Source organism: Streptomyces sp. Je 1-369 (assembly GCF_026810505.1).
In the GTDB taxonomy this organism is placed as follows: domain Bacteria; phylum Actinomycetota; class Actinomycetes; order Streptomycetales; family Streptomycetaceae; genus Streptomyces.
The window spans coordinates 5908663-5924011 of record NZ_CP101750.1; the positions used below are offsets into that span (position 1 = coordinate 5908663).

The 15349-nt window shown below is 69.8% G+C and carries 13 protein-coding genes; 4 read left to right on the plus strand and 9 right to left on the minus strand.

What is annotated here, in order from left to right; genetic code table 11:
• The first annotated feature begins 37 nt into the window (after window positions 1-37).
• Window positions 38-835, plus strand: coding sequence for a class I SAM-dependent methyltransferase (locus tag NOO62_RS26950; protein ID WP_268773421.1), 798 nt, complete (start codon window positions 38-40; stop codon window positions 833-835).
• A gap of 28 nt (window positions 836-863) precedes the next feature.
• Here the strand turns inward: NOO62_RS26950 and NOO62_RS26955 are convergent, their stop codons facing one another.
• From NOO62_RS26955 to NOO62_RS26975, 5 genes are all read right to left on the minus strand, one after another.
• Window positions 864-1550 (minus strand): AfsR/SARP family transcriptional regulator, encoded by a 687-nt coding sequence (locus NOO62_RS26955; RefSeq protein ID WP_414930891.1) that lies wholly within the window; start codon window positions 1548-1550, stop codon window positions 864-866.
• A gap of 229 nt (window positions 1551-1779) precedes the next feature.
• Window positions 1780-2436, minus strand: coding sequence for a hypothetical protein (locus tag NOO62_RS26960; protein ID WP_268773423.1), 657 nt, complete (start codon window positions 2434-2436; stop codon window positions 1780-1782).
• A 112-nt stretch (window positions 2437-2548) separates the two neighbouring features.
• Window positions 2549-3310, minus strand: a complete 762-nt coding sequence (locus tag NOO62_RS26965; RefSeq protein WP_321170608.1) for an amino acid ABC transporter ATP-binding protein — start codon at window positions 3308-3310, stop codon at window positions 2549-2551.
• Window positions 3307-4314 carry an amino acid ABC transporter permease gene (locus tag NOO62_RS26970; protein ID WP_414930892.1) on the minus strand — a complete coding sequence of 336 codons (1008 nt, stop codon included), beginning with the start codon at window positions 4312-4314 and terminating at the stop codon, window positions 3307-3309. Before NOO62_RS26970 ends, NOO62_RS26965 begins: the two co-directional genes overlap by 4 nt.
• A gap of 29 nt (window positions 4315-4343) precedes the next feature.
• Complete coding sequence (locus tag NOO62_RS26975; RefSeq protein ID WP_268773424.1) at window positions 4344-5306, minus strand: ABC transporter substrate-binding protein; 963 nt, start codon at window positions 5304-5306, stop codon at window positions 4344-4346.
• Between the two features lie 555 nt (window positions 5307-5861).
• On the opposite strand from NOO62_RS26975, the gene NOO62_RS26980 reads away from it, so the two are divergent.
• Window positions 5862-7076: an NADP-dependent malic enzyme gene (locus NOO62_RS26980; RefSeq protein ID WP_268773425.1), complete on the plus strand. Its 1215-nt coding sequence runs from the start codon at window positions 5862-5864 to the stop codon at window positions 7074-7076.
• A gap of 125 nt (window positions 7077-7201) precedes the next feature.
• Window positions 7202-8164, plus strand: a complete 963-nt coding sequence (locus tag NOO62_RS26985) for a zinc-binding dehydrogenase (protein ID WP_268773426.1) — start codon at window positions 7202-7204, stop codon at window positions 8162-8164.
• Window positions 8165-8192: 28 nt separating this feature from the next.
• On the opposite strand, the gene NOO62_RS26990 is transcribed toward NOO62_RS26985, so the two are convergent.
• Window positions 8193-9263 (minus strand): helix-turn-helix transcriptional regulator, encoded by a 1071-nt coding sequence (locus NOO62_RS26990; RefSeq protein ID WP_268773427.1) that lies wholly within the window; start codon window positions 9261-9263, stop codon window positions 8193-8195.
• Between the two features lies 1 nt (window position 9264).
• Window positions 9265-10173 (minus strand): DUF4097 family beta strand repeat-containing protein, encoded by a 909-nt coding sequence (locus NOO62_RS26995; RefSeq protein WP_268773428.1) that lies wholly within the window; start codon window positions 10171-10173, stop codon window positions 9265-9267.
• A gap of 169 nt (window positions 10174-10342) precedes the next feature.
• Here NOO62_RS26995 and NOO62_RS27000 point away from each other — a divergent pair, with 169 nt between their 5' ends.
• The gene (locus tag NOO62_RS27000; RefSeq protein WP_268773429.1) at window positions 10343-11152 is read left to right on the plus strand and encodes a hypothetical protein; all 810 of its coding nucleotides are present in this window, start codon (window positions 10343-10345) and stop codon (window positions 11150-11152) included.
• 39 nt (window positions 11153-11191) lie between these two features.
• Here the strand turns inward: NOO62_RS27000 and NOO62_RS27005 are convergent, their stop codons facing one another.
• Both NOO62_RS27005 and NOO62_RS27010 read right to left on the minus strand, forming a co-directional pair.
• A complete protein-coding gene (locus NOO62_RS27005; RefSeq protein ID WP_003961784.1) occupies window positions 11192-11374 on the minus strand; it encodes a DUF6104 family protein in 183 nt (60 codons plus the stop codon).
• 130 nt (window positions 11375-11504) lie between these two features.
• Complete coding sequence (locus NOO62_RS27010) at window positions 11505-15338, minus strand: multifunctional oxoglutarate decarboxylase/oxoglutarate dehydrogenase thiamine pyrophosphate-binding subunit/dihydrolipoyllysine-residue succinyltransferase subunit (protein WP_268773430.1); 3834 nt, start codon at window positions 15336-15338, stop codon at window positions 11505-11507.
• Between the last annotated feature and the right edge of the window lie 11 nt (window positions 15339-15349).

Sequence of the window (15349 nt, forward strand, 5' to 3'; positions counted from 1 at the left end):
TTTCGGTACCAGGGTATTACGTAGTGGAGGGGTTCTGATGACGGAAACAGGGACGGGCACCGAGTCCGGCACCGAGTCCGGCGCCGCGCTCGGCACCGACTGGCGCGCCTGGCAGGACAGCTGGGACCGGCAGCAGCAGTGGTACCTGCCCGACCGCGAGGAGCGTTTCCGGATCATGCTCGACATGGTCGAGGCCGTGGTCGGAACCGCGCCGCGCATCCTCGATCTGGCGTGCGGTACGGGAAGTATTACGGACCGGCTGCTCCAGAGGTTCCCGGACGCGACGAGCGTCGGCGTCGACCTCGACCCCGCGCTGCTCACCATCGCCGAGGGCACCTTCGCCGGGGACGACCGGGTCACCTTCGTCACCGCCGACCTGAAGGACCCGGACTGGACCGCGGCGCTGCCGCACGACTCGTACGACGCCGTGCTGACCGCCACCGCCCTGCACTGGCTCTTCAGCGAGCCCCTGGCCGCGCTCTACGGCCAGGTCGCCGGGCTCGTCCGCGACGGCGGCGTCTTCATGAACGCCGACCACATGATCGACCCCGCGACGCCGCGCATCAACGCGGCGGAGAGCGCCCTCCGCCACCGGCGGATGGACCGCGCCAAGGCGGAGGGCGTCCTGGACTGGAAGGAGTGGTGGCAGCTCGCCGCCCAGGACCCGGTCCTCGCGGGCCCGACCGCCAAGCGGTTCGAGATCTACGGCGAGCACGCGGACGGCGACGCACCCTCCGCGGAATGGCACGCGCGCACGCTCCGCGAGGCGGGGTTCGCGGAGGCACGGCCGGTATGGGCCTCGCCGTCGGACGCGGTGGTCCTCGGCCTGAAGTAACCGCGAGGCCCCGCGGCAGGCACCCGTGTCACACGGGAACAGCGCTGCGGCGCGGACGGTGCGCCCCCGCGATCGCCGGATCGCGGGACAGCACGGCCTGGTGCAGCCGCCGCAGCTCGCCGGTGGGCGTCACCCCCAACTCGGTGTCGAGCAGCGCGTGCAGCGCGCGGTAGGCGTCCAGGGCCTCCTTGGTCCGGCCCGACCTGTACAGGGCCAGCATCAGAGCGCCCCAGCGGTGCTCGCGGAAGGGCTGCTCCTTCACCCGCTCCCGGAACTCCCCGACGGCCTGGGCGTGGGCCCCGGCGGCGAGGTGGGCGTCCATGGCCTCGTCCTCCACCGTGAGCCGCAGCTCCTCCAGCCGGTCCGTCTCGGCCCGCAGCAGCCTGGAGGTCGCCATGGAGGCGAACGCGTCACCGCGCCACAGGCCGAGCGCCCGCGTGTACAGCTCCGCGGCCTGCCCGGGACGCCCCTGGCACGCGGCCTCCCTGGCCCGCGCGGTGTGCCCTTCGAAGTCCGCCACGTCGAGTTCGCCCCCGCACAGTTCGACGCGGTAGCCCTCGGGCCCCGAACTGAGGCGCGCGGCGCCGGGGTCCGCGAGGAGCGTGCGGAGGCTGGACAGGTACGAGTGCAGATTCGCGCGCGCCGACCGCGGCGGGGCGTCCCCCCAGAGCTCGCGGACGAGTTCTTGGGTCGGGACGGCGCGCTCACGGCGCATCAACAGCACTGCCAGCAGCAGTTGAGGCTTTTGGCGCCGGAATACCGCGGGCCTGCCCGCCTCGACTTCCACGCGAGCAGGCCCCAGGTACAAGAACCTCATATGGCGTCCCCCATGATCAGTGTCCAGTTCCCACTGAAGAGGGGGGAGGCCGGTGAACGGTTGCCTGTTCACGGACTGTTTCACGCGTCAGTGACCGTCAAGGCACCCGTTTGCTACACGAAACGGGCTAACGGAACGCCGCGACGCAGAGCTTGTCGTGCCGGGTGAACGAGTCCGACTCGTTGCTCCGGTACGCGACGACGAGCGCGTCGGCCCGCACGCAGACGTTCTTGTGCCCGGCGTACGGCTTGGCGCTCAGCCCGTCCGGCTTGAAGGTGACCGGCCGGCCGCTGTTGTTCTGCCAGTAGTCACTGCTGTTGGCGCCGTACGTCGACGAGCGCTTCGCGACCCGGAACCTGCCGCACTTCTTCGTGGACGAGACGCCCACGGCGAAGGGCGCGCTGACGGCGATGGCGGTGGTCCGCTCGCACTTCGAGTCGTAGAACCGCTGCGACAGCGTCGCCTTGGTCAGCTTCGCCGGACGCCCGTCACGGTGGCAGTTGGTGCGGGCGATGATGCCCATGCGCGGCTTCGACAGGCGCACCCGGTCGATCCAGATGTCCTTGCGGTCCGAGTTGGGCACCTTCCGCCACCAGCGGTACTCCATCTTGCCGGTGAGGTGGACGGTGATGCACCGCTTCAGGGCCTGCGAGTAGTGCGAGGTGGTGGAGTAGTAGTTCTTGCTCGTCCAGTGCCTGGTGACCGCGCCGGCGTCGACGGTCGCGGCGAACTGGAGCGCCAGCGCGAGGGGCAGGACGATCAGCGCCTTCCGCATGGCTTTCATACGTGGGCCTCCGTGGGGGGAGTGGGGTGGGGGGAAACAACAGGGCGGCCCGATCACCGCCGCAACGATGATCGGGCCGCCCTGCATACACGGCGCCATACACGGCTCAATGTCAGAGAACCTTGGACAGGAATCCCTTGGTGCGCTCGTGCTGGGGATTCGTGAGTACGTCCCTGGGGTGACCGGACTCGACGACCACGCCGTCGTCCATGAAGACGAGGTTGTCGCCGACCTCCCGCGCGAAGCCCATCTCGTGCGTGACGACGATCATCGTCATGCCGGACTCCGCCAGGTCGCCCATCACCTCGAGGACCTCGCCGACCAGCTCGGGGTCGAGCGCCGACGTCGGCTCGTCGAAGAGCATCAGTTTCGGCTCCATGGCCAGGGCCCGGGCGATCGCCACCCGCTGCTGCTGGCCGCCGGAGAGCTGCGACGGGTAGTTGCCCGCCTTGTCGCTGAGGCCGACCCGGTCGAGAAGCCGCTCGGCGCGCGCTCGCGCGGTCGCCTTGGACTCCTTCTTCACCTGGACCGGCGCCTCCATGACGTTCTCCAGGGCCGTCATGTGCGGGAACAGGTTGAAGCGCTGGAAGACCATGCCGATGTCCCGGCGCTGCAGGGCTACCTCGCTGTCCTTCAGCTCGTAGAGCTTGTCGCCCTTCTGCCGGTAGCCGACCAGCTGGCCGTCGACGTAGAGCCGTCCGGCGTTGATCTGCTCCAGGTGGTTGATGCAGCGCAGGAAGGTCGACTTCCCGGAGCCGGAGGGGCCGATGAGGCAGAACACCTCACGGGGGGCGACCTCCAGGTCGATGCCCTTGAGGACGTCGACGTGACCGAACGACTTGTGGACGGCCTCGGCCTTCACCATGGCGTTCATGCCGCGCCTCCCTGCGGGCGGCCCAGAGACAGCATGTTCGCCTTCACCTTCTGCCAGGGGGTGTCAGGAAGCTGACGCAACGCCCCCTTCGCGTAACGACGTTCGAGGTAGAACTGGCCGACGCTGAACACGCTCGTCAGCGCGAGGTACCAGACCGATGCGACGAAGAGCATCTCCATGACCGCGAACGACGTGGAGCCGATCACCGTCGCCGACCGCAGCAGATCCACGTAGGTGACCACCGTGACCAGCGAGGACGTCTTCAGCAGGTTGATGAACTCGTTGCCGGTCGGCGGGAGGATCACGCGCATGGCCTGCGGCAGCACGATCCTGCGGGTGGTCTTCGTGCTGGTCATGCCCAGCGCGTGGGCCGCCTCGGTCTGCCCGTGGTCGACGGACTGGATGCCGGCCCGGACGATCTCCGCCATGTACGCGCCCTCGTTGAGGCCGAGTCCCAGCAGGGCGACCACGAACGGCGTCATGACGTCCGTCATCTCGTCCTTGTAGATGAACGGGATGTTGAGGACGGGGAAGATCAGCGCCAGGTTGAACCAGAGCAGCAGCTGCACGTAGACGGGCGTGCCGCGGAAGAACCAGATGTAGAGCCAGGCGACGCCGCTCGTCACCGGGTTCTTCGACATCCGCATGACGGCGAAGACGAGGCCGAGGACCAGGCCGATGATCATCGAAAGGACGCTGATCAGCAGCGTGTTGCCCGCACCCTCCACGATGCGGTCGTCGAAGAGCATGTCTCCGACGGTGTCCCACTTCACGTCGCCCTGCGAGAACGCGTAAATCAGCATGGCGAGGAGAGCGACCACGATGACGCCGCTGACCCAGCGGCCGTAGTGGCGGACGGGGATGGCGCGAATGGCCTCGGGCCGGGGTGCTTTGTCGACGACCGTGGTGGCCGGTGCCGCCTTCGGCGGAGTGTCTTCCACCGTCTTGTCGTCGGCCGTCTTGCCGACGGTGTCGTCGGCCGCCTTGTCGAACTTGTCAGTCACGGTGACTGCCCTTCAATGGTGCTCGACGCTCACTTGCCGGCATTGACGGTGGCCTTCTTGACGGCGCTGTCCTTGACCTGCCACTTGGCCAGGACCTTCTCGTACTCGCCGTTCTTGATGATCGCGTCGAGCGCCGCCTTGAGGGCGTCACGGAGCTCCGGGTTCTTCTTGCTGACGGCGATGCCGAACGGGCCCGCGTCCGTGATGCCGCCCGTGACCTCGAACTCCTTGCCGCCGCCGGCCGTCTTGGCGATGTGTTGGGAGACGGGAGAGTCGTTCAGGTCGGCGACCGCACCGCCGGACTTGACGCGGGTCTGGGCCTCGGCGTCGTTTTCGAACGCGCCGATGTCGATGGCCTTCTTGCCGTCCTTCTTGCACTTCGTGGACTGCGCCTTGAACGTGTCCTCGTAGATCGTGCCCCGCTGCACGGCGACCTTCTCGCCGCACAGGTCGTCCATGGACTCGATGCCCTCGGGGTTGCCCTTCTTCACGAGGAGCGAGACGCCCGACATGAAGTAGTCGACGAAGTCGACGCCCGTGCCGACCTTCTTTCCCTTGTCGTCGAGACCCTGCTGACGCTTCTTGGTGTCGGACATGGCGGACATGACGACGTCCTGGCGGCCCGAGTTCAGCGAGGTGACCAGTCCGTCGAAGGTGCCGGAGGTGAACGTGAACTCGACGCCGAGCTCCTTGCCGAGGGCGGCGGCGAGATCGGGGTCGATACCGACGATCTTGCCGCCCTCCTCGAACTCCATCGGGGCGTACTGGGCGTCCGTGCCGACCTTGATGACGCCCTTGTTCTGGATCTTCTTCGGCAACTTGTCGAAGAGCGGGGCGTTGTTCTTCTTGCCGCCGCCCTCGTTCGCGGAGTCGGTCTGGTCACCGCAGCCGGTCAGCAGCAGCGCGCCGGCGACCGCGATCGCGCCGACCGTGGCCATCCGGGACTTCGCGGACTTACCGGCGGTGGTACGACAAATGGAGCGTGCGGTCATGAGGGTCCTCCGGCGGATGAGGGAGTTGCCGAGCGGTCGGGCACACACCTTCGGGTGTCGCGACCTCGTGTGATGACCGCATCTTGCCATTCGGACCGTCCGATTCTGGGTGCCGGAGATATCAAAATCGGATAACGGGCGCGCCGCGAAACACAACATCCCGGTACGGCAAGGGGGGAAAGGGGTGGGAGCGAATCACCGTTAACCAATCGGTACCCGGCGTATCTCGCGATGTGGACGATTGGCCCATCAGTGGGCCGCGAAATGCCCTATTCGGAGAATCTGCATGATTCGGGCATTCCCCAGTGACGCTCGTCCCGGCCTCCAGGGACTTCTGCTGAGCATGCTGCAACCAATGTCACTCGCCCGTGCCCACCGCCTTCGGGTACAAAGGTTGGCTACACCCCTCATCCGGGGCCCAGGGCGCGTGTGCGGCGCGCTCGCGTGTCCGTACCTCCCTCCGCCGACAGGCGGGGAACGGACGCGGTGCCCGCCCACTTCCCAACCGGGAGTGGACACCCTCAACTGATGAATAAGACTTAAGGGGTCAGACAAGTGGCAGCGGAGATCGTCAATCCTCGCAGCGACAGCAGTACGGGTCACGAGGGCGCAGACGAGCCCTTCGATCCGGCGTTTGCGCTGCACCGCGGCGGCAAGATGGCCGTGCAGGCCACCGTGCCGGTCCGCGACAAGGACGACCTGTCCCTGGCGTACACGCCCGGCGTCGCGAAAGTGTGCAGCGCGATCGCCGAGCGGCCGGAGCTCGTCCACGACTACACGTGGAAATCCAATGTCGTCGCCGTGGTGACCGACGGGACCGCCGTGCTCGGTCTCGGCGACATCGGCGCCGAGGCCTCCCTCCCCGTGATGGAGGGCAAGGCCATCCTGTTCAAGCAGTTCGGCGGCGTGGACGCGGTGCCGATCGCGCTCGCGACGACGGACGCCGACGAGATCGTCGAGACCGTGGTGCGGCTCGCCCCGTCCTTCGGCGGCGTCAACCTGGAGGACATCTCGGCGCCGCGGTGCTTCGAGATCGAGCGCAAGCTCCAGGAGCGGCTCGACATCCCCGTCTTCCACGACGACCAGCACGGCACGGCCGTCGTGACGCTGGCGGCGCTGCGCAACGCGGCGAAGCTGACCGGTCGCACCCTCGGCGACCTGCGGGCCGTCATCTCCGGTTCCGGTGCGGCCGGTGTCGCCATCGCCAAGTTCCTCCTGGCGGCGGGGCTCGGCGACGTGGCGGTCGCGGACCGCAAGGGCATCGTGAGCCGCGACCGGGAGGACCTCACCCCGGTCAAGCGTGAGCTCGCCGAGCTGACGAACAAGGCCGGGATCAGCGGCTCGCTGGAGACGGCCCTGAAGGGCGCCGACGTTTTCATCGGCGTCTCCGGCGGCACCGTGCCGGAGCCGGCCGTCGCGTCGATGGCGCCGAACGCGTTCGTGTTCGCCATGGCCAACCCGAACCCCGAGGTCCACCCGGACGTCGCGCACAAGTACGCGGCCGTGGTGGCGACCGGCCGCTCGGACTACCCGAATCAGATCAACAACGTGCTGGCCTTCCCCGGCATCTTCGCGGGCGCGCTCCAGGTGCGGGCCTCCCGCATCACCGAGGGCATGAAGATCGCCGCGGCGGACGCCCTCGCGGACGTCGTCGGCGACGAGCTCTCCGCGGAGTACGTGATCCCGTCGCCGTTCGACGAGCGCGTCGCCCCGGCCGTGACCGCGGCGGTCGCCGCCGCGGCCCGCGCGGAGGGCGTCGCCCGCAGCTGACGTCACGTCCACCGTTCGCAGTCGATCGCGCCCCCTGCCGTGCCACACCACGCGGCGGGGGGCGCGGTGCGTGTCACAGCCGTACGTGGTTCCGCCGGGGCGCCCCGCCCGCCTAGGGTCGCCTCATGTTCGCTGCCTACGCTGCCCGTATCGACCGTGACCAGCCGCTCAATGGCCTCGAGTTGGGGGAGCGGCCCGCCCCCGAGGCGCGCCCCGGCTGGTCGACCGTGAACGTCAAGGCCGCCTCCCTCAACCACCACGACCTGTGGTCGCTGCGCGGCGTCGGCCTCGCCGAGGACAAGCTGCCCATGATCCTTGGCTGCGACGCCGCGGGGATCGACGAGGACGGGAACGAGGTGGTGCTCCACTCCGTCATCGGCCAGTCGGGGCACGGCGTCGGGCCGCGCGAGGGCCGCTCCATCCTCACCGAGAAGTACCAGGGCACCTTCGCCGAGCGCGTGGCCGTCCCCACCTGGAACGTGCTGCCCAAGCCGAAGGAGCTCTCCTTCGCGGAGGCGGCCTGCCTGCCGACCGCGTGGCTGACCGCCTACCGCATGCTCTTCACCAACGCCGGTGTACGGCCCGGCGACTCGGTCCTCGTGCAGGGCGCGGGCGGCGGCGTCGCCACGGCCGCGATCGTGCTCGGCAAGGCGGCGGGCCTGCGGGTCTTCGCGACCAGCCGGGACGAGGCCAAGCGGAAGCGGGCGCTGGAACTGGGCGCGGTGGAGGCGGTGGAGGCGGGCGCGCGCCTCCCGCAGCGGGTGGACGCGGTCATCGAGACGGTGGGCGCGGCGACCTGGTCCCACTCGGTCAAGTCCCTGAAGCCGGGCGGCTCACTGGTCATCTCCGGAGCGACCAGCGGCGACCGCCCCTCGCACGCGGAGCTCACCCGCATCTTCTTCCTGGAGCTGAAGATCGTCGGCTCGACCATGGGCACCAAGGACGAGCTGGAGGACCTGCTGGCCTTCTGCGCGACCACGGGCGTGCGGCCCGTGGTCGACGAGATCCTGCCCCTGGACCGGGCCAGGGAGGGCTTCCAGCGCCTGGAGTCGGGCGAGCAGTTCGGGAAGATCGTGCTGGAGGTCTGAGCCGGGCGCTCGCCTCCGCGAGGCTCCCTCAGCTCTCCGCCGCCTCCTCCGCCGCCTCCTCCGCGGCCGGAGCGCGGAGTGCCGCGCCGATGTGTGCCGCCGCCTGCGACAGGTGGCGGCGCGCCTCCCGGAGCTGGGACTCCGTCACGCCGTGGTCGCGGGCCGCGTCGCGGATGTCGTCGCGGAAGCGGTCGAGGAGCCGGTCGAGGTCGCGGCCGGGGTCGCCGGTGGTGTCCTCCTTGGCCCAGTCGGGCGCGTACTCCACGGGGAGGTCCTCGCGGGCGACGCTGAACGTGGGCTCGTTGCGGGTGGTGGAGGCCCCGGTGGTGGAGGCCCCGGGGGTGGCGCCGGGGTCGGTGCGGGTGCCGAAGCCCTTGCCGAAGTCCTTGCCGAGCCGCGTCCCGAAGTCGCCGAACTCCTTCGCCAGTTCGGTCAGGCCTTCCCGTACGCCCGTCGGCCAGTCACCCCGCGTGAAGTGGTCCTGCACCTGCTCCTGCACGTGCCGGACGATACGCTGCGCCTCCGCCTGAGCCAGCCGCGCCTGGGCGTGGGCCCGGTCCTGTGCGTCCTTCGCCTGGCTGCGGGCACGCTGCGCCTCTTCGCGGGCGCGGCGGCTCTCGTCCTTCGCGCGCCGAGCCTGCTCCTTCCAGCCCTGCTTGGCGCGCTTGAACTCTTCCTTGGTCTGCTGCCAGCTCTCCGCACCGTCGGGGCTGAGCGCCTCCTTGGCGGCGGCCCGCATCTCGCGGCGCAGGTCGCCCGCGGCGCCCTGCACCCCGTCGCGGATCTCGGCGGCGAGCTCGGCGACCGACTCGCGGATCTCCAGCTCCAGGTCGGCCAGCTCACCGCTGCGGCCGGCCAGTTCGGCGCGGCCCGCGTCCGTGATGGCGTAGACCTTGCGGCCGCCCTCGGTGGTGTGCGTGACGAGACCCTCGGCCTCCAGCTTCGCGAGGCGGGGGTAGACGGTGCCGGCGGACGGCGCGTACAGCCCGTGGAACCGCTCCTCCAGGAGCCTTATCACCTCGTAGCCATGGCGGGGGGCCTCGTCGAGCAGCTTGAGCAGGTACAGGCGCAGGCGGCCGTGGGCGAACACGGGGGGCATCTCAGAGCACCTTCTTGTCGTTCGGGCCGCCGGTGGGTCCATCGGCGGCGCCGTTGGTCGGGCCGTGGTTCTCGTCGTTCTCGGCGTCGTACGGATCTTCCTCCATCTGTGGCCTGCGCAGGAGCGCGATGGATCCGGAGACCGTCGTCGCCCTGAGCCGTCCCCGCCCCGCGCCGAGCCGTCCCGTGATGCGCTTGGCGCCCCACTGGCCGCCGACCCGCAGGTCCTCGAAGGCGTTCGACACGGATCCGCTCGCCGTGTCGACCTCGACCTCCGCGTCCGCGGGGTGGGGGAGCCGGATGGCTATCTCGCCGGAGACGCTCGTCAGGGCGACGTCGGTCGGGGTGCCCGCCGGATCGAGGTCGACGATCATCGAGCCGCTCACGGAGTCGGCACGGACGGAGGGGCCCGCCGCCTCGACGACCGTGAGGCCGCCGGACACGGAGTTGAAGCGGAGGTCGCCGGTCACGCCCTGCGCCTCGACGTTGCCGGAGACGGTGTCCGCGCGGACCGGGCCCGCGAGGCCGAGCAGCGTCGTGTCGCCGGTGACGCCCTTGACCTCGGCGCGGCCCTCCATGCCGGAGACCACGGCGCCCGCGCCGACCACGCCCACCTCGACGCGGGTGGCGGCGGGCACGGCGAGGGAGACGACCGCGCTGCGGCGCCAGCCCTTGCGGTCGAGCCACTTGAGGAAGCCCTTCCAGGGCAGGTCCTCGTAGGCAACCGTCAGCGTGCCGTCCTCATGGGTCACCCGGAGTGGTGGCCCCTCTATCTCGGTGACCTCCAGACGGGCAGCACCCTCGTCCGTGCCCACCACGTTCACCGTCCCGTTGACGACGCGGACGTGGAGTGCGGTCACGGGGGCGTCGAACGTGAGCTTCACGGGCTCGGCGACGGACCACTCCGACATGAGCTGACCTCCTGGGCGGCGGACCGAATGCGACGACGCGCCATATCGCGTCTCCTGTTATTCACGATATATCGCGGTGGCGTGAAGTCAAGAACTCGTACGAGTGAGCGCATGCGGTGCCCTGTGGGCTGATTGCACCTATTGAGGAGATCTGTCCTAGCGTGGGGTCATGTCGTCCGATGCTTCCTCCGCAGGCGCACTGCTGCTCTGCCGGGCCGAACCCGACGTCGTGGAGATCGCGGCCCAGCTGCTCCGCGAGCGGATGCTCCTCGCGGAGGCCGGCCGCGACTGGAGCGTGCTCGTGCCCGAGGGCAAGCCGTGGCTGCACGGCGAAGAGCCCGTCGACCGTGTCCTGACGGGATGGGCCACCGCACTCGCCGTCGGCTCGGCGTGGCCCGTGCTCGCCCTGTGGTGGGACGGCGACCGCTCCGGCTACACCCTCGCCTCGGGGTTCCGGCGGACGGTCGGGTACGAGTGGCTGGCCAACGGGACGCCCGTGGGGGAGGACGAGGCGATGCGCACGTTCGCGGCGCGGCTCGCCCTCGACCCCGTCCTGGACATGCAGTCCCTGGAGGCGCTGGCCCGCCCCGACACGGAGGCGGACGCGCGGGCCAGGATGCTCGGACTCCTCGCCGTCCTCACGCGCGCGGGCCTCACGCTCCCGTCGGGTCTCGGCCCCGGTGAACCGGCGGACCGGCTGCGCGAGGTGGCCCGCGTCCAGCAGGGCGTGCGGCAGGTCGAGTGGCCCGGATGGCGGGACGCGGTCAGAGCCGAGTTCGGAGCGGTCGACAAGGGCCCGCTGGGTCCCTGGGTGCGCGGCCCCCGGGCAAGGGCCCTGGCGGCCGCTCAGCTCGCCACGGGCCTCCCGCTGGCGGTCTGGGCCGTACAGCGCCGCAGCGGAGGCTGGGGCGCGGCAGCGGCGCTCCTGATGGCGCAGGGGGCGGCAGGACTCGCGTACGACCGCGTGCGGAGCGCCTGAGGCCTCGGCGCCCCGTCCCTGGAGCGCGACCGGACGCGACTATTCGTCCTCGTCCTCGTCGTCCAGCCGCGCCAGCCACGTGGCCAGGCGCTCGACCGGGACCTCGAAGTCCGGGTTGAGGTCCACGAACGTGCGGAGCTGCTCGGCGAGCCACTCGAAGGTGACCTCTTCCTCGCCGCGCCGCTTCTCCAGCTCCTCGATGCCACGGTCGGTGAAGTACAACTCATGCTCCTGATGCGGACGGATCGTTCCACCTCAGGATAGGCGCCGGGCGGGTCCCGGAACGCCGGAGGGCCCGGCCCCGAGTCGTGGAACTCGGGGCCGGGCCCATCCGCCGTACAACCGTCGAGGGCTACGCCTCGAAGACCTCGCTGATCAGCTGCTCCTGCTCGGCCTGGTGACGCTTGGCCGAACCGACCGCCGGGGACGAGCCGTGCGGCCGCGAGATGCGGCGCAGGCGCTCGCCGTGCGGGATGTCCGCGCCGACCGCCAGATCCAGGTGGTCGATGAGGTTGAGGGCGATGAAGGGCCATGCGCCCTGGTTCGCCGGCTCCTCCTGCGCCCACAGGTATTTCTCGGCGTTCGGGTACTTGGCGATCTCCGCCTGGAGCTCGGCACCCGGCAGCGGGTACAGGCGCTCGATGCGGATGATGGCCGTGTCCGTGACGCCGCGCTTCTGGCGCTCGGCCTCCAGGTCGTAGTACAGCTTGCCCGCGCAGAAGACGACCTTGCGGACCGCCGACGGGTCGACGTGGCTGTCGCCGATGACCGGGCGGAAGCCGCCCGTCGTGAACTCCTCCGTCTTCGAGGCCGCCGCCTTGAGGCGCAGCATCGACTTCGGGGTGAAGACCACCAGCGGCTTGTGGTGCGGGTTGTGCACCTGCCACCGCAGGAGGTGGAAGTAGTTCGACGGGAGGGTCGGCATCGCGACCGTCATGTTGTTCTGCGCGCACAGCTGGAGGAAGCGCTCGATGCGGGCGGACGAGTGGTCCGGGCCCTGGCCCTCGTAACCGTGCGGCAGGAGCAGAGTGACACCGGAGTGCTGGTTCCACTTCTGCTCGGCGGCGGAGATGTACTCGTCCACCACCGTCTGCGCGCCGTTGACGAAGTCACCGAACTGCGCTTCCCACATGACGAGCGACTCGGGGCGGGCCAGCGAGTAGCCGTACTCGAAGCCCATCACCGCGTACTCGGAGAGCAGCGAGTCGTAGACGTTGTAGCGCGCCTGCTCCTCGGAGAGGTACATCAGCGGCGTGTAGTCCTCGCCCGTCGCGCGGTCGATGAGGACCGCGTGGCGCTGGCCGAACGTGCCGCGGCGGGAGTCCTGGCCCGACAGGCGGACCGGGGTGCCCTCCAGGAGCAGCGAGCCGATGGCGAGGGTCTCGCCCATGCCCCAGTCGATCGTGCCCTCTTCGACCATCGTCGCGCGGCGCTGCAGCTGCGGCAGCAGGCGCGGGTGGACGGTGACCCGGTCGGGGATGTTGACCTGGGACTCGGCGATCCGCTTGACGACCTCCTGGGAGATCGCGGTCTCGACGTGCACGGGGAACTCGGCCTGCGGCGCGGGCACGTCGGCCTGCGCGGGCTGCGAGACGGCCTCGCGGACCTCGGTGAAGACCTTCTCCAGCTGGCCCTGGAAGTCCTGCAGCGCCTGCTCGGCCTCTTCCAGGGTGATGTCGCCGCGACCGATGAGGGACTCGGTGTAGAGCTTGCGCACCGAGCGCTTCTTGTCGATCAGGTCGTACATCAGCGGCTGCGTGAACGCCGGGTTGTCCGACTCGTTGTGTCCGCGGCGGCGGTAGCAGATGAGGTCGATGACCACATCCTTGTTGAACGCCTGGCGGAACTCGAAGGCGAGACGGGCCACGCGGACGACGGCCTCGGGGTCGTCGCCGTTCACGTGGAAGATCGGCGCCTCGATCATGCGGGCCACGTCGGTGGCGTACATGGAGGAGCGCGACGACTCCGGGGCGGCGGTGAAGCCGACCTGGTTGTTGATGACGATGTGGACCGTGCCGCCCGTGCGGTAGCCGCGCAGCTGCGACATGTTCAGGGTCTCGGCCACGACACCCTGGCCCGCGAAGGCCGCGTCACCGTGCAGGGCGACGGGCAGGACCGTGAAGTCCGTGCCGCCCTTGTTGATGATGTCCTGCTTGGCGCGGACGATGCCCTCGATGACCGGGTCGACCGTCTCCAGGTGGGACGGGTTGGCGGCCAGCGAGACCTTGATCTGCTCGCCGTCCAGGCCGGTGAAGGTGCCCTCGGCGCCCAGGTGGTACTTCACGTCGCCGGAGCCGTGCATGGACTTGGGGTCCATGTTGCCCTCGAACTCGCGGAAGATCTGGGCGTACGACTTGCCGACGATGTTGGCGAGGACGTTCAGGCGGCCGCGGTGGGCCATGCCGATGACGACCTCGTCCAGGCGCGACTCGGCGGCGCTGTCGAGCACGGCGTCGAGCAGCGGGATGACGGACTCGCCGCCCTCCAGGGAGAAGCGCTTCTGGCCGACGTACTTCGTCTGGAGGAACGTCTCGAAGGCCTCCGCGGAGTTCAGCCGGCGCAGGATGCGCAGCTGCTCCTCGCGCTCGGGCTTGGTGGCGTGGGTCCGCTCGATGCGGTCCTGCAGCCACTTGCGCTGCTTCGGGTCCTGGATGTGCATGAACTCGACGCCGGTGGTGCGGCAGTACGAGTCGCGCAGCACGCCGAGGACGTCGCGCAGCTTCATCATCGACTTGCCGGCGAAGCCGCCGACCGCGAACTCCCGCTCCAGGTCCCACAGGGTGAGGCCGTGCTCGGTGATGTCCAGGTCGGGGTGCTTGCGCTGCTTGTACTCCAGCGGGTCCGTGTCGGCCATGACGTGGCCGCGGACGCGGTAGGAGTGGATCAGCTCGAAGACGCGGGCGGCCTTCGTGACGTCGTCGTCGTGCGAGGCGTCGATGTCCTTGAGCCAGCGGACCGGCTCGTAGGGGATCCGGAGCGCCTTGAAGATCTCGTCGTAGAAGCCCTGCTCGCCGAGGAGCAGGTTCGCGACGATCCGCAGGAACTCGCCGGAGGCGGCGCCCTGGATCACCCGGTGGTCGTAGGTCGACGTGAGCGTCATGACCTTCGAGATGCCGAGCTTGTTGAGAGTGTCCTGGCTCGTGCCCTGGAACTCCGCCGGGTAGTCCATGGAGCCGACGCCCATGATGACCGACTGGCCGGGCATCAGGCGCGGGACCGAGTGGACGGTGCCGAGGCCGCCGGGGTTGGTCAGGGAGACCGTCACACCGGTGAAGTCGTCCATGCCCAGCTTGCCGTCGCGGGCGCGCCGGACGATGTCCTCGTAGGCCTGCCAGAACTCGAAGAAGTTCAGGGTCTCGGCCTTCTTGATGCCCGCGACGACCAGCTGGCGGTCGCCGTTGGGCTTCACCAGGTCGATGGCGAGGCCGAAGTTGATGTGCTCCGGCTTGACCAGGGTGGGCTTGCCGTCCTTCTCCACGAAGGAGTGGTTCATGGACGGCATGGCCTTGATGGCCTGCACCATCGCGTACCCGATGAGGTGCGTGAAGGAGATCTTCCCGCCGCGGGCGCGCTTGAGGTGGTTGTTGATGACGATGCGGTTGTCGAAGAGCAGCTTCACCGGGACCGCGCGGACCGACGTCGCCGTCGGGACCTCGATCGAGGCGTTCATGTTCTTCGCGACCGCGGCGCTCGGGCCGCGCAGCGTCACGTACTCGGGACCGGCCGGAGCTGCCTCGGCAGGGGCCGCGGGCTCCGCCTTGGCGGCCGCGGGCTTCGCGGCGGCGGGCTTGGCGGCGGCCGGCTTCGCGGCGGGCGCCGGAGCGGCGGCCGCGGGCTTCGCGGGAGCGGCCGGTGCCTGCGCCTGGGGAGCGGCGGGGGCGGCCTGGGCCGCGGGCTTCGCCGGGGCGGCGGGCGCGGCAGGGGCGGGAGCAGTGGTGGACGCGGCCCCCGCGGCCGTGTCACCCGCCGGCTTCGCCGGGGCGGCGGCAGCAGAGGCGGCCACTCCTGGCTTGTAGTCGGCGAAGAAGTCCCACCAGGCTCGGTCGACCGAGTTCGGGTCCTGGAGGTACTGCTGGTAGATCTCGTCGACGAGCCACTCGTTGGGACCGAAGGCAGCAGCAGGGTCCTTGCCCTGACCGTCTTGGTCGGTCGAGATGCTCGAGCTACTGGGGGACTGTGACGACACGGCGGTAACCG